Below are 20,936 nucleotides of genomic sequence, written 5' to 3' on the forward strand. Positions count from 1 at the left end.
ACCGGCGTTCACTTCACCTCACGAGCAGCTCGCAGAATCATATCGACAGCTCCGTCGATACCTGTGCGCTCGGTGTTGATGACCAGGTCGTAACCGGTGATGTCGGTCCAGGACTTGCCGGTATAGTGCCGACAGTGGTTGGCTCGCCCCGTGTTCACACGGTCGACCTTGCGGGCGGCCTCATCGGTAGAGAGATGAAGTTTATCGGCTATCTGACGGACGGCATAGTCGCGACTCGAGGTGACGAAGACCCGCAGCACATGGGGGTCGTCGCGGAGTATCCAGTTGGCCAGACGACCGATAATGACACAGGGACTTTTGTGAGCCAACTCGCGAATGGTGCGGCTCTGACTCACATAGATGGCATCTTCTTTCGAGGGATTCATCGAGGCAGGGATTCCGCTGTCGGTAAATATCATCTCCCACAAACGACCGGAGGAGAGGTTCTGCTCATTCTCGGCTACAAATTCGGTAGAGTAACCCATCTCGTGGGCCGTCCGGTCGATAATCTGCCGGTTGTAACAGGGACAGCCCAAATGCCGGGCCACGGCCTCGCCCACGGCGTTGCCGCCACTGCCATAGGTGCGGGCAATGGTCACAATGCGGTTTCCGCTCCACTGGTCAGCCACTGCGGCAGCGGCAGCCTGACGTTCGGCCCGGGGAATGAATATCTGGTCGAGCCACCCGATGTGGGGAGCGAATACGCGCACCATGAAGCCGACGTAGAACATCGACACGAGGGTGCCCACGCCTACCATCTCCCAACTCCAGCGACCGAAATAGATAAACATGAATATCGTGCCGATGAGGACCAGCGAGGTATCGGAACAGATTTTCACCTTACCGAAATCCTTTTTCAAGAATTTCGATATGGCCAACGGCAACCCTTCACCGGCCAACATGAGCGAGTCGCAACGCACCTCACAAGCGATACCGAAGGCCAGTACGGCTCCACCAATGAGCAGTTCGATGAATCGCAGAGGGTAACCGATAAGTGGATTGAGGTCGAAGGGAATTTGCAGAAACCCGGTCATCCACATGGTCAGGTCGGTATAGAACCCGAAAAGGAAGGAGACCAGAATCTGGGTGTATTGCCTGGCCTCGAAATTCTTGCGCAGGAGCAACAGCTGTAAGGTGATGAAAAAGACGTGCATGCAGATAGTGAGCTGTCCCATGGTAAGGTTCATGCCCGGGATAAGCGACAAGATATAGGGAGGTGCCGAGATGGGCGACGAACCCAGATTGGCCCGTATTGACAAGGAGGTACCGAATGCAATGATAAAAAGAATAACCACAAAACTGGCATAGCGCCGCAGCCACTCTGCCCTGCTCCTCTTCCCGTTCATGATTTACAAATATTTCAAATTGTCCACGAATTTACACAATATTTAGGCCCAATGGCAGTCTTACTTCCGGGCTTTAAAGTAATTTAAACTTGGAAACGCAACATAGGTACTCCTCTCACAGTAAAGGGTCGAAAAAATAAAAGAAAAGAGGGCAAAACTCCGATACGGGAGTTTTGCCCTCTTTCTCTATCGACAACCGTGGTGTCACGGTGCTTTGATGACTCAATGTTTCAAATATACGATTTTCTCTACCTGAGTCGACTTGTCGGTATAGACGGTCACCTTGATTACCAGGCTACCTTCTTGCGGCTCGGCAAGTTTGCGACCGTCGATGGCATAGTAGTCGATGTGCGAAACCTCTTTTTCGACATTAGTCATGGAGGGAGCCTCGATAGCCGAGATGTCGGTCTTGGGGACGTCGTAAGTCACGTTTACCGTTTTGACAAACTCGTAGAACTGATTCTCATCGACCATGATGCCGCTCTCGCTATATTCGGCTACCCAAATAGCCATGGGGTCGATGGCGATTTCGCCTTTTTCGAGGTCGATCGAGGCACGCACCTTGCCATAGTTATTGGTTCCGGAATAGGCTACTTTGGTGGGCATATTGGTATCTTCGTCATACTCGCAGCCAGTGAGGATACGGTAATTCTTATCATTGGCCTGCCCGGTGAGAGTATAGCCAAACCACACTTTACCGGCTGTGCGATCGATGGTTCCGCTCAGGTGCACGCCATAGCCATACTGGTCGGCCTGCAAAATGTTGTAAATATCGATGTTATTGCCCGAGATGGTGACGTAGGAAGGACGTGATTCGATATACTCGTCCTGTTCATCGGCTGTTCCTACATATGAGGTATTGTTGGTAGTCCCATTGCAACGAGCAATGCGCGAGCCGCTGGAGAAAACGGACATTTGCATTTCTTCTCCTTGTATGGCCACGAGCATCAAATCGGAATTACACTCCCAAACGTTGTTGCCGATATATTTGTATTCGATGGGGCGCATGATTACCTCTTCGTCCTCGGTATTCCAGGGATAGAGATAAATCAAATAGGATCCAAAGTAATCGAACACAGGGGTCCCGGCGGGGATACTTATCTTGCCGGTCGTCTCGCTATACTCGGCTTTGAAATCGAGGCAGTTTCTCATATAAAATCCGCTGAGTGTAATCGAGTCGTTGTCAGCCGGCTCGATGGTGAACGGCTTCATCGACGCGAGGCTTTTCACGCCATTATAGGATTGTGAATTTAAAACGATGAAATCGCCTGTCATTTCACTCATCGAGGGGATAGTTGTCTCTTGCGCGCAAACCGATGCGGCAGCGGCCACTGCGGTGACCAGCATAAACTGTTTAAACATTTTCTGCATTTTATTAATTTATTGAACAATTATCTTTTTTACCATTGATTTTGTATTTCCACCCATGATGCGCAGCATGTATATGCCTGCGGCAAAGTCATCGAGGTCGACTGTCACCTCTTCGCCGGCAGCAACCTTGCCAATGGCACGGGTAGCGACACAGGCGCCTTGCAGGTTATACAGTTGCAAGGCTACCTGACTGTCGTCATAACCGAAGAGCACCCGCACACAGTTGCCATCGTTGACTACCAGATGCGAGCGGTTGTCGGCCAGACTCGGCTCAATGCCGCTTTCGTAACGGATACACTCTTTGATACCTGCATAAGCATCGATTTTACCATAGCCCCAAAGATTGGACCCACCATCGATTGTGCCGGTAAAATCGTCCTGACGGGAGGTTTTCTGCAAAATCTCACGGGCTATCTCGGGAGTCATTTCGGGGAAGGCTTGCAACCAGGTGGCCATCACACCGGCAATAAAGGGCGAAGCCATCGAGGTACCCTGCATATAACCGAAGTCATACTCCCGGCCATTCCAGGTGAATTTGTGACTCTTGATTTTATTGCCCGAATAGTAGCTCGACAGCGAAGAGATGATGTAGGTGCCGGGAGCAGTAATATCGGGTTTCACCCGGCCGTCGGGCGTGGGGCCCTGACTCGAAAACGAGGCGAGGGCATTTGTTATTTCATCTGTATAGGAAGGTACCCCATACTTCGTGCAATGGTCACGGGTGACATAGGCTCCTACCGAGATGATGCGTTTGCCGGTACCACCCAACTCGTCCATGGACGACTGGTCGTCGCCATCGATATACCCGGGACGGTCGAAACTGCTGAGCGACGTGGTATAGGCATCGGTCCACAGATGTATCGTTCCCGGGTTCGAAGAGATAAGATAGAATCCTCGATCATAACCCGGTGCATAGGAATAATTGGGTGAGAGAATCAGGTGTGTCTTTCCGTTTCCGGGATTGATTTCACCCTCAACCGAAAGTGCCCCCCACGCACCATCAACATTAACATCGAAATTGTACGTTTTATTCTCACACTGAGCGTCATTGAACCGAGCCGGATCGTAACTTTGCACCTTGTTTTCACTCACGTTGTATACAATGGGTACAAAGGTGATATCCATACCGGGATCACACCACACCTCGACAGTCCCATAAGGCGCACCGGTATAGGTAAAGTTGAAGAAGGTGGCCAGCGTATCGGGCTTGTTCCCCTCGAAGGTCTTGCTCGCATGATATTTTGTGCCACCGCTGTTCCCGCAAGAGCCCACCAACAAACGGCCCGGACCTTGCAGCTCATCGGCCAAGCGGTCGAAGGTCGATGTGCCGTCGTGCGGGCCCCAGGTAGAGCCCAGACTCATATTGATTACACAGGGTTTACCCACCGACTCGGCATAGTCGAAGATGTATTTTATTCCATCGATAATAGCCGTATTGTCGCCCGTGTACATGTTTGTACTATTGTACGAAACCAACACGATGTCGGCATCGGTAGCTACCCCATAGACTTCCTTGTCGTTGGTATTGTCGGCACCGGTCGCAATACCCAGCACGTGGGTACCATGAGTAGTCTGATCGGTATCGTAACCTTTGGCAAGAATAGCCTCGGCCGTGGTGTACTCACAACCATAATCGAATCCTTCGGGAGCCGTGCCCGACGCATTCTGGTCCCACACCCGCTTGATGCGCAGTTCGCTTTTGTCGCGGGTATAGAAATTGGGGTGAGTATAGTCGAATCCGTTGTCGATTACACCCACAACTACCCCCTTGCCACGATATTCCTCGGGGAGTGATTCGCCGGTTTGCACCTCATTAACGAAGGCTTCTTTTCGGGCCTCATTCAGGCGGGGTTGCACGGGTGTTCCCATCTCGATGTACTTCACACCGTCGAGTGCGGCCACCTCATTGAGAACGTCGAGCGGAATATCGGCCGTCAGCACCTGACCAATCACCGAACGTACCTCTACCCCATGCGAGGTGAGGAAATCGGGACTGTATCCCTCTTGCAAATAAACAAAGGCCGGTATGACAATCTGCCCCCGGGCATTGCTTTTTTTCACAAGAACGCGACGCGCCGGGTTTGCCGCATCGGCCACTTGCTCTTGCTTGATTTGCGCTACATAATGTCGCGTGTATGGGGACAACTTGGATTGCCCCCATACCGATACCGACATTATAGCAAACGCTGTCGCTATAAACAGTTTATTCATTTTTTTCTTTAATCTGTTATACTTACCGAACGATAATCTTTTGAACCGAGTCGTTACCGCGAACGATATAGATACCGGGATAGAGCATTCGCTCATAGGCGGCATCGGTAAACGAGTCGATCAACATACCGTTGCTGTTGTAGATGGTTACAGTCTGTCCTTCGGGATTCTCGACCTTCACGCTGTTCTTCCCGGTTGTAACAAACAGACTACCCTCGCTCTTCACCTCATTGATACCACTTTCTACATCGAGTTTGATATCGAACACGCGAAGCATCTCACGGAATTTCTCCGAGGTCACATGAAATGCATAATAGTACACCCCATCTTCTGCGACCGTAACAGGCAACGTATATGAAGTTACCGGATTGTCTTCATCAGCACCGGGAACCTCGGGAATATCGAGCAGCTGCTTGGTCTGCTCTTCGGGAGTGCGCCCCGTACCGAAGGTTACCTCCATCGACTCGGGATAATCGATCACCGACGAATAGGCTTTAAAACTCAACGTATATCCTACCCCTTTCTTGAAATTGATGGGAGGCGAAATCATCCAATCATCGGCCGGGAGAAACTGGTTATACACATAGACGGCGCTTCTCGTCTCTCCATCATACCTCCAGCTATAACCGTCACCGTTCGCGTCAATCAGGGTATAGTAGTTGAACATATCGTTCGGCGATGTAAACATACCTCCATAGGGAGGATTAAGAGGCGTTCCCAAAACAACATCGCTAGAATGAGCTATACCACCTTCCTCTCCATTATACATCGAATATATGTAGTATATATAGAGACACATATCGTCGGGGAGAGTTTCGGTAAATGTACATTCTTTGAGATTTTCGGCTACAACCGTTTGAGTTCCTCCGGCAGTCGGGAGTCCATTCATTCTTATCACTTTGTAATAGATGTTTTCCTGGTCGATAGGAGCACCGTTTACACCAATCGTAGGAGCTTCCCAGGTAAGCGTGGTCGTGAGGCCCTCATAAGAGAGTTTTACGTTGGTAGGAGCAGCAGGCAGGTCATAACCGGCATAGAATGTCCGTTGGATAGTGGGCCCTGATCCCTTTTCGTTCGACAAGGTAATCGATACGGTGTGATTGTCGTTCAGCAAGGCAAGCTCCTCGCTCTTGAATAATGTGCCGGCTTGAGCCGTAGCGTCGACAAGCACCTTGTCGCCCTCGACAACCTTTATCTTCAAGTTGGAGTCGGTGAAGGGGTTGCCTCTATAATCGTTCTCGGGCAACCGGAATTGAATAGAGCCGCTGGCCGATCCCTCTTCGGGGGTAACAAACTGGAAGTCGGATACAATGCCCGGAGCGCCGTTGTTGGGTTCTTTGAACCAAGCGCCGCTCACTTGATAGCAACGACTCAAATAAGAGACCATGGTAGCCTCGGCATTCGTGAGGTTCACCTCGAAGATGGGCGAATACTCGCTGTCCAGCGTGTAGCTGTTGCTTTCGAGTATCCAATAGGCCTTGCCCGTAGAGCGGTTGAGGAACATGGCCTGTTCGGTTCCGCTATTAAACAGATAGTCATCCGGGCCGAGCAGGTTCTTGGCGGTAATATCTTTTACCTTCACGGCCTTACCGTCGGTCTTCCTGATTTTATAGAGGCTCGATACGTCCGAATCGATTACGATACTGTAAAGCATACCGTTGTTTGTCGAGACCAGAGTCTTAAAGCGCAGATTGCGATCAAAGTTGTCGCCTACCCGGGTCATATCGCCGGTCGCGGGATCGATTTCGACCAAATGAGAATCGGTAAAATCGACAACAATACCATAGATTTTGTCGTTGGTGATGTCATAGGCAAGCGATTTGGTGGTACATACGCCATTATCGGGCAGTTCTTTCTCGTAAAGCACCTTATAGGTTTCGGCATCGAGAATGGTCCACACCGGTTTTTGGGTAGACAGGTTGGCCTCGTCGTTGTATACGTTGCAATAGATTTTACCTTCGTGATATACACCGCCACCTGCAATATACCGACTGAACAAGACTCCGTTATCGTCGGGTTTGAACTGTTGGTCATACCCGAACTTGTACATACCCGGAGTCATCTCGTCGATTTGATTGATTGCCGAGAAGGTCACTATACCATACATCTCGACACCCTCCATGGCGATTCGCTGATTATACTCCTGAGCGACAGCCATATTCACACTACCCAAAAGCAATGCGGCCGACCACAGGAAACCTTTAAATAAGTTTTTCTTCATAGTTATTTGTGTAAATAAGGCACTGCCCCTTATTCGGGGGCAGTGCCACTTGTTTGATTGTTTCTTTAATTCTTCATTACCTTCAAGGAGATTACATTGCCCTCGGCATTCACTGCCTTCACAATGTAAATACCTTTACTCATGTTGGCCATCGAAATCGTACCGTCGGCATTCTCGGTGTCGAGTACCAATTGTCCCTGCATATTGAAGATCGATACCTGTTCTATATTTTCGGGGACATAGAGGGTCGAGGTCGATTGAGCATAGTAGATACCACCGTTGTCTTCTACCTCGGCAATACCCGAGCCACCCGATACCTTCTCGATCTTGAAGTCGTCGATAGCAATGATACCCGAGTTGGCTGCCGTAGCAAGGAACTTGAAATAGAAGCAGTAGTCCACCATATCATACTTGGGAGTATATTTTACAAGATACTTGGTCCACTCCTTGGCAGGCTCGGTCATGGCTTGCAGCAACGGCAATTCAATGCCGCTTTCATCTTGTGTATAGGCTTCATAAAGGCCACCTATCGTAATGTTCTCACCGTTACCCGGCATATACAAGTAGTAGGAGATTTCGTAGGTCTTACCCACTTCGAGCGAGAAATAAGGCGTATACAGAAGCTCGTCTCTTGCACCCGAAGTGTACTCGTTGGCGACAACAGCATATTCGCCCGAGTGAGCAGCCACGGTATTTTCGGGCATGGTAGTTACCCGGAAGAGAGCAGAGCTCGAGGTACGGCAACCCCACTTGTTGGGGAAGAGCGTAGACTCGTTAATATCGATACGGTTCTCAAAGTCCTGCTCGTAGGGAAGCTCTTCCGGCTCGTTCGAAGTCATCAGACGCATCACCTTGAAGCTCTTCACCTGAACCTTCGAACCGTTTTCGCTCTCGACATGGATACCGAAATAGTTGCTTTCGTCCTCGGGGAGGAAAGTACCACCGACTTCCATCAAGGCATAGTTGCTCAATATGACATTGTCGAAGCTGTAAATTACCTCGGTCTGATCTTTCACACTCGAACCGTTACCGCGGGTGAAAGTAACATCGGCATATTGGTCGACATCGGTCATAAACTCGCACAATACATAGTACGATTTGCCCGGCTTCAAAGTAAGTTCGGGCGAGATGAGCCACTCGTCTTTTCCAGTGGTCGTCATGGCCGACTCGGCATGAGCCCAGGTATTGTTGTCTTCATCGGCATCGATAGCGGTCCATTCATTGTCACCCTCGGTGAAATCGGCCACATAGGCACGCTCTTTCAGGTAACCGTCGGTAAAGCTGCTGAGCGAAACCACGGCAGTCGTGGCAGGGCCGGCCTCGGTATCGATGCAAGGCACAAATTTATAAATCTTTTGGCCTGTGAATTTATCAAAGTCGGCATAAGTATAGGTAAACGACATGGGGATACCCGTTTCGGCATCGACCGTACTTGCGTCGGGCATAACCACCGTAGGCTCGGCAATGAGTTCGGTGCCGTCATAAATTTGAGTCTTTATGACAGAACCCTTTTGTATCGTTTCGCCGTCGACATCGACAAGGGGGTGATTCCAGCTGAAGATTATGCTTTGATTGGAGCTGATAACCATAGCCCTTGCATTCATGACAGCTGCCGGCTTCACAGGTTCAATCTCAACGATTTGGTCTACGGCAAAATCGTCAATCTTAATATCGACATCGCTGGCACCATCGCTCGTGACTTTGATTACGAAGCAATACTCGGCAGCCTCATCGACGGTAAGGTCGAAGCTCTTTTCTTCCCAGCTGGTCATGCCGGTCTGACTATTCACCTCGAAGACGGGCTCGCCCACGATGCTCTCTTGATTTTGATCCGTAGCTTTGTAAATGGCAATAGAATTATTGGCTTTCCCGCTCAACTGGAACATATTGAACTGGAAGCTAACCGTGTAGACATTACCCGGTTCGAACGAGAACTTGGGCGTATAGGCCACCTCTTCCCGTGCCTCGGGAGCATTGCCCTTAACCATCAAGGCATTGGGCAGCGAATAGGCTTTCATATAAATCGAAGCAGCTTGAGAGACATCGCGCACATAGAAACCAAGCTCATCGCTGCTGCGTTCCATTCTCCAACCGGTGGGTATTTCGGTATTTTTGTCGAAATTCTCGAAATAGGGAAGCTCCATCACCGGTGCCTCTTGATACTCTTGAATGTAGCATACGTTTACATTTCTCACACGCATACCGTTTTCTATATTACCGGCTTGGAAACCTATATAATAGGTACCGGCGGTCTCTACGCTGAACTGCGGCGTGCTCGTGCTTACGAACCCGTTGTAGTAAATGTTGTTGAGCGACAGAAGCTCGGTATCCATGTTATCAGCGGTTTGAGCATCGCCCAACCATACTTGGAGGTTGCCTGCAAACGATGCACTTGTAGCTACATCGAATTTAACGACATAACGCTTGCCCGGTTCGAGTTGTACACCCGGAGTAATGGCCCAGTCGTTGTGGTCGCCCGAGCTGGTCGTAGGAATGGTGATAGCCGAGACCGAATAGTTCCACGTGCCACCGCCGTCCTTATTTTCGATAACCCATTTTGCAAAATCGTCGGCCGTATCCAAAGGTATATCCTGCAACAGAATTGCCTCGCCATTGATATCGTCGAGGTTGATGCTTGCTTCGACAGGCAACGACTCTATGTCGTTAATCGAAGCTACGACACGATACAGAGCCATACCGCTGAATTGGGCAGGAGAATAGGTATAGGTATCTTTTTCACCGACAGCGCGGTCTTCCAAGGTAGCCACCTTAACACCGTTTTCATAAATCGTGATGTCGAGAGTTTCGATAATAGGAGCTTCGGTGACATCGAACGCGGGGTTGGTCCAGTTCAAGGTTACCGTTTGCTCTTTATGATTGGAAGAAACTCTCAAACCGTCTACCGGTTGGGGCTTGGCTTTCGAGGTTTGCGATACCGAAATCTTATCCAACGAAATGATGCCGTTGGGATTGGCCGTTGTCAGGTTGAAACCTATATACACATTGCCCGACTGGCTGCAAGTCAAACGAATCACTTTGTCTACCGACCCGCTGCCCAAATTGATGCTTTCGGTCGTAAGACTGTTGGTCATGCCTGCGGCCGTAGGAGTAGTACCCCATTTGATAACAACCTCGTCGGCATCGAATGCACCGGCTTGCGAGAGGGTGTAACGAATCACGTAGTCGTTGCCGGCAACCATATTCAAGGCCGGCGTGATGAGCCAGTCGTTGGCTTCGCCTATGGCCATGTTGCCATTATATGCAGGACCGGCATAACCTTCTTCCATGGCCCATTTCACACCATCGGTGTTGCTATCGATGACAGTCCAGCCATTAAGAGGCTCGCTCTCGTCAAACCGGGTCGAATAAATTTCGTTCTCCTCGGGCATCACCTCTACATATTTATCTATGGCAAACGATTGTAGTATCAGAGTTTTTCCACCCGTAGTCGATGTGTTATGGAACGAGAAATAGTAGTTGCCACTCGATGTCGGGGTAAAGATAATTTCCTCTACGTTTTCTCCTATTTGTTCAAAGTCAAGCTGTTTGATGGCCTGCATTTGAGCCTTATCGGTACCTTGTGTAAGAGTAACGACATCGTAATCCTCGGGAGTACCGTCTATCGCAATATTGGTTGTAATCTTATAAGCTACACCACCCTCGAGAGTTACCTGCGGCGAGAAAAAATCGTCATCGTGCGATCCCATACCGAGCACAACGCCGATGCCGCTCGATGGAGTCCAAGTCTGGCCGTCATCGTTGTTGTCGGCCGATGTCCAATTTTCAGAATTATTTAAAAAGTCGATGCTGTAAGGCACTTCTACGACAACCTCTTCGGGAGTCTCGCCCGAATTATCGCCTTCGTATAGTTTGAATTCAAACAAGTAAACTTGGCTATTTTCTACCGGACTTGTGGCATGAAAAGCGAAATAATAGGTACCCGTTGAAGGCACACCCAGCTGCATTCGTTGTGCAGGCGGATAAGTCCAGGTTTCGTCCAAAGTGATGGTCTTGAGAGACCGGAACGTAGTCATATCGGTATTGGAAGTACCACACTCAAAGGTAAGAACAGGTGTTGCTCCATTATACCAGGCACACGTATTGAACTCGATAGTATAGGTCTTACCTTGTTCAAGTGCGAATGCCGGTGAAACATAGTAGTCGTTGCTAGCCGACTTATAATCCGAAACCAACGCCACAGTTGAGTAATACGTGCCTTGGATATAGGCTACCCTAGATTTATACATCCACGTAGTCCCCGGAGTCGGACTATTGTCGACCGCCGTCCAGCCTTCCTGGCTATTGCCAAAATTAATCGAATACGGCAACGCGGTCTGCGCTTTACCGACATTTATTCCCAAGAAGAGAACAAATGCAATCGCTACAAGTATTAGTTTTCTCATATCAACTATTATTTAATGTGTATATTTGTTCGCATACGCAAGTTATAAAAATTTAAAATCATGCATATCTTAATATTCATAAAATTTTACTTTATCACTCAGAATGAATTTATATACAATATTTTGCAAATAAAAAATTCCTCTTTTTATATTTATAAATCGCATTCCCAATGCTACTCAAAAACTGCTAAAAGGACTTTCCTTTACTTTATTTAATTTAATTTAATTCATTAAATCTTTCTACCTTAAACAAAAAAGCCTGCACAAAGATATAACATTATTATAAAAAAAAGCAACTTTGCTTACTAAATTTACAACAAATCTCAAAAAAAGATAATATTCTGTTTCCAACCATAGCTTTGATGTCGCATTTTTCTACAAATGAACCTCAAAGTCAAATGCCGTGAATAACCGACCAGTAGGTCTCCTCAACCGAACGGCTATCGACTCGGCGGCTCTATTGCCACCTTAATGACTCCGTCGCTCTTACTTTCAAAGAGACGATAAGCCTCATCGATACGGTCCAACGGGAAACGATGGGTAATAAGAGGTGTGGTATCGATCTGCCCCTCGGCAATCAAACGTAGTATCTCGGCACAGTCACACCCGTCTACCCCACCGGTTTTGAAAGTAAGGTTCTTGCCATACATGTCGGGCAACGGGAGTACCTGAGGCTTGTCATAGAGTGCGACAACCGTCACAATCGCATTGGGTCGGGCGCACTCCCAAGCCAATCGGAAGGTGTCGTCGCCCCCGGCCACCTCGATTACCACATCGGCACCACCATGCTCGCTATGAGACTTTACAAAAGCCGGGCAGCCGTCGGGAGTTGTCACAAGTACCTGCGGATAATGTTCGCGCACAAACTGCAATCGCTCGGGGGATTTCTCGCATACGATTATCCGACGCGGAGCCTTCAACAGGGTGCACAAGAGGGTACAGATACCGGTAGGACCGGCCCCGATGATGAGCACCGTGTCGTCGGGCGAAACTTCGGAGATGCGCGTAGCCCAAAAACCGGTAGCCAGAATATCACCCACGAAAAGCGCCTGCTCGTCGCTCACCCCATCGGGGATAAGGGTCAATCCGCAATCGGCATAGGGTACCCGCACATACTCGGCCTGACCGCCATCGATGCGACAACCCAACGCCCACCCGCCATGAGGGTCGGTACAGTTGTTTACATATCCATGACGGCAGAAGAAGCACTCCCCGCAGAAGGTCTCGACATTCACCACTACCCGGTTGCCGGGAGAGAGCGACGTAATGGCCGAACCCACCTGCTCGACCACACCCACCATCTCGTGCCCCACGGTTATACCCGGCACAGCACGGGGCACACTGCCATGCTTGATGTGCAGGTCGCTGGTACAGATACTGCCAAGCGTTACCCGCACGATGGCATCGCGCGGATCAATCAGTTGAGGCCGGGGTTTCTCGCACAACTCAAACCGCCCCTTCTCTACATACGTATAAGCTAACATTGAAGTACCTCCTTTCCTCTCCTTTTTCACATTCAAAGATAGTGAAAGATAAGTGCAGAGCCAAGCGGGAATAGAGTTTTATTTCGACCGAGACAGATCTTGATTCGGGAATCTATGATAAACAATTATAAAAAAAGGAGATATCGCCCCCCTTATCAATTAAATAATGTATAACAGACTTGGGCATCTGTCCTTTTTTCGTACCTTTGAAAAAGAGCAGCAAAATACCATGAAAAGATTTATCTGTACATGGGCAATAGTGGCACACACGCTATTCCTATTCTCACAAGAATTATTCGTAGAAGCCGAGAGTTTCAAGCACAAAGGCGGTTGGGTGGTAGACCAGCAGTTCATGGACATGATGGGATCTCCCTATCTCATGGCTCATGGAATGGGCGAAGCGGTCGACGACGCATATACCGATGTTGAATTTCCAGAACCGGGCACCTATCATGCCTATGTGCGCACCTATAACTGGACCTCCCCGTGGAGCGACCATGACGGTCTCGGAAAATTCGCCCTGTATGTGGGCAATAAGAAACTGTCGTCCCCGCTGGGTTGCACCGGGACCACGTGGGACTGGCAATATGCCGGGAAGGTATCGGTAAAACAACCGAAAACCACATTACGATTAAAAGACCTCACCGGATTCAACGGCCGATGCGACGCAATCTACTTTACAAGAGACAAAAGCAAATTACCCCCGTCCGACCGGGACGCGCTTGCCGACTTTCGACGCGACCAACTTCATATACCCTCCGAACCGCTCTGTGCGGGAGAGTTTGACCTCGTAGTCGTCGGAGCCGGTGTGGCCGGCATGTGTGCGGCGGTATCGGCTTCGCGCCTGGGGTGTAAGGTAGCCCTTATCAATGACCGTCCGGTTGTCGGGGGGAACAACAGCTCCGAGATTCGGGTACACCTGGGTGGCCGCATAGAGAGCGGCCCCTACAAAGAGCTGGGCAACCTGATCAAGGAATTTGGCCCTGAAAAGGGCGGGAATGCACAACCGGCCCATTACTATGAGGATCAAAAGAAGATGGACTGGCTTCTCCAAGAGAAAAATATAAGCCTGTTTACCAACTACCATGTGAATGCCGTAAAAATGAACGGCAACAGAATTGAAGAGGTGATAGCCCAGCATATTGAAACGGGCGAGCGACTCAGTTTCAAGGCTCCGCTGTTCTCCGACTGCACCGGCGATGGAAGCGTGGGATACCTTGCCGGAGCCGATTACAAGATGGGACGGGAGAGCCGTGAGGAATTCGGCGAAAGCACCGCCCCCGAAACCGCCGACAAAATGGTGATGGGAGCCTCGGTCCAGTGGTATTCTGTAGACTCGGATAAAAAGAGCGGCTTCCCGGTTTTCGACTACGGCCTCAATTTCAATGACATGAGTTGCGAAAAAGTCACCATGGGCGAATGGACTTGGGAGACCGGCATGAACCAGGATATGACAACTGATTTTGAACAGATAAGAGACTATGGCCTACTGGTTGTCTATGCCAATTGGAGTTACCTGAAAAACCGATTGACACAAAATGATACCTATGCCAAAAAGAAACTGGGCTGGGTAGCCTACCTGGCCGGGAAAAGAGAGTCGCGTCGCCTCCTGGGCGATTATATCCTCAAAGAAGACGACATTCGCAAATACGTCATGCACGAAGATGCTACGGCCGCCACTACCTGGTCGATAGACCTTCATTACCCCGACCCGGCAAATTCAAAATATTTCAAGGACAGGGAATTCAAATCCATTGCCAATCAAATGAATATCTATCCATACCCTATTCCGTACCGCTGCCTGTATTCCCGCAACATCGAGAATCTGTTCATGGCCGGCAGAAACATCAGTGTGACCCACGTGGCCCTCGGTACCGTCCGGGTAATGCGGACGACCGGCATGATGGGCGAAGTCGTGGGTATGGCAGCCTCAATCTGCAAGAAACACGAGGCAATGCCACGGCAGGTATACTGGTACCACTTAGACGAGTTAAAAAGCCTGATGAAAGAGGGCACCGGTGTGAAAGGATTACCCAACAACCAACAATACAACGAGGGTGGTACTCTCACTGAAAAACCCGAATTGAAATAACCACCTGTAATTTTTACATGGCAGTGCGGGCCGAAACATCGTGCCCGCACTTTTTTTACTCCGTTTAATGCCGCCCCGATGCCCCACATCACCTTCACTTCAAACGCTCCGCGCGACAAGATCATCGGGTCACCGATTTCCTTCTACCGGTGATTTTCGTCGATGCACGTAGTCGCTTTGGCAAGGCATCTGCGCACAGAAACAAAGCATTACACCCCAACAAAAACAAATCCTTTCGTCAAAAACCAAACATTCTATGCTCTTTTTCATTATTTTTGTAAAAAGAAACAGGAATCGACATGAAAAGCCGGACTAAAAAAATCCTTAAAATTACAGGGATTACCCTGGGGTCACTGATTGTGCTGATTGCAGCCATCATTGCCGTTGCCATCAATTTCGTATTCACGCCCGAAAAGCTGACCCCGGTCGTACTGACTGCGGCCAACCAGAATTTGAATGCCAAGCTCGACATGGAGAGCGTGGAGCTGACCTTCTTCTCGACCTTCCCCCGATTCGGTGTAAAACTCACCGACGGCTCTCTGGTATCGAAATCGATTCGCGACTCACTGTGGCAGCGCACCGATTCGCTACTCTCCTTCAAGCGGGCAATCGTTGTGGTCAACATTGTCGATTATCTGCGATTAAAGAAAATCAGTATCAACCGATTACGACTCGACAGCATCAACGTATACGCCTTCAAGGGGAAAGACGGGGTGGCCAACTGGGATATCATGGTCCCCGACACGACAGCCGTCGATACAACCACCCGCACCCAACCCATCGCCAGCGAAATTGACATACGCCGCATTGTCGTGCGCCACGCTACCGTCACCTACGACGACCGCGAGACCCGAGTGTTTGCCAACCTGTGGGACGCCAACTTGAAACTGAAAGCGCACTTGAAAAAGGGGCATTCCATGCTGGCGCTCGACTTCAACAACAAGAATGTTCTCTTCTGGCAGGACGGCGAACTGCTGGTTCACCGCGTAGCCTCCCGACTGAAAACCGACATAGAACTCAATCGGGCTACCCGCACCATCGCCCTGCACGATGCGCTGGTAAACCTCAACGGGGTAGAGCTCGACGTGAAAGGCTCCCTGCGCCGCGACACCGTAGCCAAAGCGCTGGACGTAGACCTGCAATACGGGCTACACGCCCCCTCGTTAGAGACTGTCCTGCGCATGATTCCCGAGAGCGTGGTCAAGAAGGAAGATGTATCGGCCCAGGGCAACGTGACCCTGAACGGCATTGTGAAAGGGCAATATGGCAAAGACAAGATGCCCATGGTTACCCTCAAAGTAGCCATCGACAAAGCCTCGGCCAAATATGCCCGCCTGCCCTACGGTATCGATGAGTTTAAGGCCGACTTCTTCGGGCAGGTCGATTTGACGAAACAGGAGCCCTCTTATCTCGACTTGAAGATATTTCATTTCAAGGGGGCCCACACCGACATCTTGGCCGACGCCAAGGTAACCGACCTGCTGGGCGACCCCGACATCACATTCCACACCGAGTCGACTATCGACCTCACGGCCCTGAGCAAGACCTTCCCCCTGCAAGAGGGTGTATCGATCGAGGGAAATGTAGAGGCCGACTTGCGGCTGCATTGCCGACTGTCGTCCATCAAGAAGAAAGACCTGGGGCGCATCAAGGCTCTGGGCAAACTCAACATGACCCGCCTGGCTCTGCGCGACACCAGCAAGAATTTTGAATTCACGAGCGACGCCTCGCTCCGCTTCTTCGGCAACAACGTGCTGGGAGCGCAGGCCAAAATCAACAACATCGTGCTGCAAGCCCCGCAAGTCAACTCGAATATCGAGAACCTGACAGCCGCCATCAAGACGACCAATCCGCAGGATACCACACGCATCGCCACCGTCGAGTGCAAACTGAACGCCACCAAGCTGAAAGCCTCGATGCCCGATTCGATATTCTTCTTCTGTGGGAAAACCGCAGCAACCATCAACCTGCAACCGTCCGAGAAAAACCCCACCAAGCCACAAGTGCGACTCTCGATGGAGGCCGACACACTCTTCTGCCGCCTGGGCGAGAACCGTGTGGGCATGGACAAGGCGGGAATCAACTTGAAAGCCAGACAGGTGAAAGATTCGATATGGATTCCGCAAGGCATCGTAGGCTTCAACCGCATGTTTGTGCGCACCCCCATGTCGGCACTCCCCATACGATTCCAGAAGACAGCCGTGTCGGTGGGCAACCGCACCATCACGCTACACAACGCCACCATGCGCATAGGCCGCTCGGACCTCACCGCTTCAGGCTCGGTGCACAACCTTTATGGAGCCATGCGCCGGCACAAGATGTTGAAGGCCAACCTGAGCCTTACGTCCAAAAACCTCAACTGCAACCAACTGCTTCGAGCTCTCTCGTTCCCTCAGGATACCGTCCAAATCGAGACTGCGACCGATACCACTTCGGCTCCGCTCAAACTGTTTGTCATACCCAAGAACATCGACTTTGAACTGCAAACCAATTTCAGGCGGGTGCGCTACGGCAAGATGGTATTCAACAACGTGCACGGAGCTGTCGACGTGCGCAACCAGGCTATCCACCTGAAAGAGCTGGGCATGGAGGGCTTTGATGGGGCCACCATGAACACCACCCTCATCTACCAAGCCCGTACACCCCGAGCCGGATATGCCGGGTTTGACTTCAAACTGCACAACATCAACATCGGCAAGCTGGTCGACTTTATCCCCTCGCTCGACACCATCGTGCCCATGCTGCGGTCGTTCCAGGGTACAGTCGAGTTCAACGTATCGGCCGAGTCGGATCTGGATTCGTGCCTCAACATCAAGATACCCTCCCTACGGTCGGCTATCCATGTCGAGGGCGACAGCCTCGTGCTGCTCGACGGCGAGACCTTTGCCGAAATCTCCAAAAAATTCCTCTTCAAGAACAAGGAGCGCAACCTCATCGACAGCATCGCCGTCAACATCAGTGTGGCCGACGGCAACGTAACCGTCTACCCCTTTGTCATCGAGATGGATCGTTATCGTGCCGCGGTGGGAGGCACACAAGATCTGGACATGAACTTCAACTACCACATTTCGATTCTGAAATCACCCATTCCCTTCAAGCTGGGGTTGAACATCTCGGGCAACCTCGACAAGATGAAATTCGGCATGGGCAAGGCCAAGTACAAGGACGCCGTCACCCCCGTCGAGATACACAAGGTCGACAGCACCATCGTGAACATGGGCGAACAAATCGTGCGCGATTTCAGGAAAGTGATGCGACGACAACAATAAGAGCGGAAGGAGATGACCGGATACAGCAAGCCCTGTGCACCGACACGGTCGGGAAGCACAGGGCTTGTTGTTATTTCATAAATACAAAGTAAACGGCCAACACCAGACAGCCGAAGGCGGCAATGTGATTCCAGTGCAGGGACTCGCCCTTGAAGAAGACAACCGAAAAGACGGTAAAGATAATCAGTGTAATCACCTCTTGTATCACCTTTAACTGCATGAGGCTGAACGGGCCTCCGTTCTCCCTGAAACCCAGCCGGTTGGCCGGAACCTGACAGCAATATTCCAGCAACGCAATACCCCAACTGAGCAAGATGACCCCATAGAGCGGCCAGTTGCTGATGACCTTCATCTCCTGCAATTTCAAGTGGCCATACCAGGCCAGCGTCATAAAAATATTGGATATGATAAGCAATCCTATCGAATACAATCCTTGCATGACTTTCCTGTTTTTTTAAATCGGGTGCAAAGATAGGCATTAAAAATGAAAAAGCACTCTCATTCATAAAAAAGGTTAATCACAAAAGATAACGATAAAAATACCCCATCTTTGTAATAAATAGAATTTTTATGAGAGACCGGACCATCACGACACATCCCTGCCGGGTATCGCCCATGCACTATTTCGGGCGACTGCTGCGCACGTGGTTCTATCGCAACTGGTCGTGGCTGGTACTGATGGTGGTCTTGCTCGTTGTGCTGTCGGTTCATAACCCGCTGTTCATCTACGTGGGGCTCATGCTGGTCTTTCTGGTTTTCCCCTTGATACTCTATTACTTGTGGTTTGCCTACGCCCTGCACCCCGACTGCCGGGCTTCGATACTGTCGAAACAGGTAACGCTGAGCGACCACGGCATCGTATGCACCTTCGACGACGAACGCACCGAAACCATCGCCTGGAATCGGGTGACCGATGTACTGTATACCCCGCGCGAAATTGTCTTCTACCTGTCGAAATATGTTTTCTTCATCTTGCCTTGCGATTCGTTCGAATCGACCGACGATTTAGAATACTTTATTAAAAAAATAAACACTTCTATCCGTAGGAAATAAAAATAATTGTATATTTGAGTACAATTTTTCACTCATGAAGATATTCGGTCAAGTCTTTAAATATTCGTTGGCGATTGTTCTCGCCATTTCCACCCTGCTCCCGTCGGGAGCCGTGACCCTCGACGAAGCCCGTGAACTGTACAAGGCGGGCAAGTTTGACGAGGCAGCCCCCGTATTCAAGGCGCAGTTGAAACGCAAACCCAACGACGGCTCGTTAAACCACTGGTATGGCGTGTGCCTCTTCCACGCCAAAAAATATGACGAAGCCGAGAAATACTTGAAGATAGGTGTCAAACGCAAAGTGCTTGAATCGCCTCATTTCCTGGGTGATGTATATATGGCTCAGTATCGCTTCGACGAGGCGGCCGAGAGCTATCAGGACTATATCGACGCCTTGGAGAAGGCCCGCAAGCAGGTGCCCGACTCGATAACCGAGGCCATGGCCCGGGCCCGCAAAGCCAAGTTGATGTTACGCCATGTCGAACAGGTGCCCATCATCGACAGCCTCATTGTCGATGCCGACTCCTTCTTCAAACACTACAAGATGACCCCCGAATCGGGTCGGATCGGTACGGCCGAGATGCTGGGCGTAGCCATTCCCGACAGTGCGATTGGCTATATGCCGCAGCGGGGCGACAAGGTATTCTTCGGCATGCCGAATGGCGAAACCGGATATGACCTCTGCTCGATGAACAAGCTCACCGACGGCCGGTGGAGCCGCATCAGTCCGCTACCCGAGGGGGTAAATACCCCGCGCGACGAAGCCTACCCCTTCTTCCTGAACGACGGTGTGACCCTCTATTTCGCCTCGAACGGCGAGGGCTCCATTGGCGGATACGACATCTTCATCACCCGGCTGAATCTCGAAAACAACACCTACCTGAAACCCGAGAATGTGGGTATGCCCTTCAACTCGGTATTCAACGACTATATGATGGCCGTCGACGAGATGCTGAACATCGGCTGGTTCGTCTCCGACCGTGAGTTGATTCCCGGCAAGGTAACCGTCTACCTCTTCATTCCCAACGAGAGCAAACGCACCTACGACCTCGATTCGGTTCAAACCGACATCAAGTCGCTGGCTCTCATTCGCTCCATTCGCGACTCATGGCCCGAGGGTGCCGACTACACCGAGCTGCTGGAAAAGTTGAACCACATCAAGGAAGATCAGACTGTGACCCGTCCCGATTTTGTCTTTGCCATCTACAACGGCATACACTATACTCACCTCGACCAGTTTACCAGCGCCGAGGCCCGCAACCTGTATGTCAAGGCCAACGAGACCCGCAAGCACATTGCCCAACTGGAAGCCGAAGCAGCCAAGCTACGACCCAAATATGCGAAATCGGAAGGCACGACCCGGCAACGGCTGGCCGCCGAAATCGGCTCGCTCGAAGCGCAACTGCTCACTCTCTACCCCCAGCCCGGGAAGTATGAAAACCAGGCTCGCAAGGCCGAAATTGACGCCCTGCAAAAACGCCGTTAA

The 20,936-nt window shown here is 50.5% G+C and carries 11 protein-coding genes; 4 read left to right on the forward strand and 7 right to left on the reverse strand.

Going from position 1 to position 20,936, the window contains the following annotated elements:
* Positions 1 to 8: 8 nt before the first annotated feature.
* The 6 genes from BARVI_RS03820 to BARVI_RS03845 all read right to left on the reverse strand — a co-directional run bounded on the left by BARVI_RS03820 (position 9) and on the right by BARVI_RS03845 (position 13,036).
* Positions 9 to 1,346, reverse strand: coding sequence for a cytidylate kinase family protein (locus BARVI_RS03820; RefSeq protein ID WP_025277952.1), 1,338 nt, complete (start codon positions 1,344 to 1,346; stop codon positions 9 to 11).
* A gap of 222 nt (positions 1,347 to 1,568) precedes the next feature.
* Positions 1,569 to 2,717 (reverse strand): hypothetical protein, encoded by a 1,149-nt coding sequence (locus tag BARVI_RS03825; protein ID WP_198015986.1) that lies wholly within the window; start codon positions 2,715 to 2,717, stop codon positions 1,569 to 1,571.
* Between the two features lie 9 nt (positions 2,718 to 2,726).
* Positions 2,727 to 4,928 (reverse strand): S8 family peptidase, encoded by a 2,202-nt coding sequence (locus tag BARVI_RS03830; RefSeq protein WP_198015987.1) that lies wholly within the window; start codon positions 4,926 to 4,928, stop codon positions 2,727 to 2,729.
* A gap of 22 nt (positions 4,929 to 4,950) precedes the next feature.
* Positions 4,951 to 7,149 carry a choice-of-anchor J domain-containing protein gene (locus BARVI_RS03835; protein ID WP_025277955.1) on the reverse strand — a complete coding sequence of 733 codons (2,199 nt, stop codon included), beginning with the start codon at positions 7,147 to 7,149 and terminating at the stop codon, positions 4,951 to 4,953.
* A 65-nt stretch (positions 7,150 to 7,214) separates the two neighbouring features.
* Positions 7,215 to 11,552, reverse strand: a complete 4,338-nt coding sequence (locus tag BARVI_RS03840) for a T9SS-dependent choice-of-anchor J family protein (protein WP_084546978.1) — start codon at positions 11,550 to 11,552, stop codon at positions 7,215 to 7,217.
* 440 nt (positions 11,553 to 11,992) lie between these two features.
* Positions 11,993 to 13,036 carry an alcohol dehydrogenase gene (locus BARVI_RS03845; RefSeq protein WP_025277957.1) on the reverse strand — a complete coding sequence of 348 codons (1,044 nt, stop codon included), beginning with the start codon at positions 13,034 to 13,036 and terminating at the stop codon, positions 11,993 to 11,995.
* Positions 13,037 to 13,265: 229 nt separating this feature from the next.
* Here BARVI_RS03845 and BARVI_RS03850 point away from each other — a divergent pair, with 229 nt between their 5' ends.
* Both BARVI_RS03850 and BARVI_RS03855 read left to right on the forward strand, forming a co-directional pair.
* Positions 13,266 to 15,128 carry an FAD-dependent oxidoreductase gene (locus BARVI_RS03850; protein ID WP_025277958.1) on the forward strand — a complete coding sequence of 621 codons (1,863 nt, stop codon included), beginning with the start codon at positions 13,266 to 13,268 and terminating at the stop codon, positions 15,126 to 15,128.
* Between the two features lie 299 nt (positions 15,129 to 15,427).
* Entirely contained in the window at positions 15,428 to 18,397 is a 2,970-nt protein-coding gene (locus BARVI_RS03855) for an AsmA family protein (protein WP_025277959.1), read from the forward strand.
* A 70-nt stretch (positions 18,398 to 18,467) separates the two neighbouring features.
* Here BARVI_RS03855 and BARVI_RS03860 read toward each other — a convergent pair whose 3' ends face one another.
* Positions 18,468 to 18,836 carry a DMT family protein gene (locus BARVI_RS03860; protein WP_025277960.1) on the reverse strand — a complete coding sequence of 123 codons (369 nt, stop codon included), beginning with the start codon at positions 18,834 to 18,836 and terminating at the stop codon, positions 18,468 to 18,470.
* A gap of 131 nt (positions 18,837 to 18,967) precedes the next feature.
* On the opposite strand from BARVI_RS03860, the gene BARVI_RS03865 reads away from it, so the two are divergent.
* Together BARVI_RS03865 and BARVI_RS03870 are read left to right on the forward strand one after the other, a co-directional pair.
* Entirely contained in the window at positions 18,968 to 19,450 is a 483-nt protein-coding gene (locus BARVI_RS03865; RefSeq protein WP_025277961.1) for a YcxB family protein, read from the forward strand.
* A gap of 34 nt (positions 19,451 to 19,484) precedes the next feature.
* A complete protein-coding gene (locus BARVI_RS03870) occupies positions 19,485 to 20,936 on the forward strand; it encodes a tetratricopeptide repeat protein (protein WP_025277962.1) in 1,452 nt (483 codons plus the stop codon).

Source organism: Barnesiella viscericola DSM 18177 (genome assembly GCF_000512915.1).
In the GTDB taxonomy this organism is placed as follows: domain Bacteria; phylum Bacteroidota; class Bacteroidia; order Bacteroidales; family Barnesiellaceae; genus Barnesiella; species Barnesiella viscericola.

Bases quoted from the DNA above. Each gene is read 5' to 3' on its own strand.
- BARVI_RS03820 (WP_025277952.1), bottom strand. From the start codon at position 1,346: ATGAACGGGAAGAGGAGCAGGGCAGAGTGGCTGCGGCGCTATGCCAGT.
- BARVI_RS03825 (WP_198015986.1), bottom strand. From the start codon at position 2,717: ATGCAGAAAATGTTTAAACAGTTTATGCTGGTCACCGCAGTGGCCGCT.
- BARVI_RS03830 (WP_198015987.1), bottom strand. From the start codon at position 4,928: ATGAATAAACTGTTTATAGCGACAGCGTTTGCTATAATGTCGGTATCG.
- BARVI_RS03835 (WP_025277955.1), bottom strand. From the start codon at position 7,149: ATGAAGAAAAACTTATTTAAAGGTTTCCTGTGGTCGGCCGCATTGCTT.
- BARVI_RS03840 (WP_084546978.1), bottom strand. From the start codon at position 11,552: ATGAGAAAACTAATACTTGTAGCGATTGCATTTGTTCTCTTCTTGGGA.
- BARVI_RS03845 (WP_025277957.1), bottom strand. From the start codon at position 13,036: ATGTTAGCTTATACGTATGTAGAGAAGGGGCGGTTTGAGTTGTGCGAG.
- BARVI_RS03850 (WP_025277958.1), top strand. From the start codon at position 13,266: ATGAAAAGATTTATCTGTACATGGGCAATAGTGGCACACACGCTATTC.
- BARVI_RS03855 (WP_025277959.1), top strand. From the start codon at position 15,428: ATGAAAAGCCGGACTAAAAAAATCCTTAAAATTACAGGGATTACCCTG.
- BARVI_RS03860 (WP_025277960.1), bottom strand. From the start codon at position 18,836: ATGCAAGGATTGTATTCGATAGGATTGCTTATCATATCCAATATTTTT.
- BARVI_RS03865 (WP_025277961.1), top strand. From the start codon at position 18,968: ATGAGAGACCGGACCATCACGACACATCCCTGCCGGGTATCGCCCATG.
- BARVI_RS03870 (WP_025277962.1), top strand. From the start codon at position 19,485: ATGAAGATATTCGGTCAAGTCTTTAAATATTCGTTGGCGATTGTTCTC.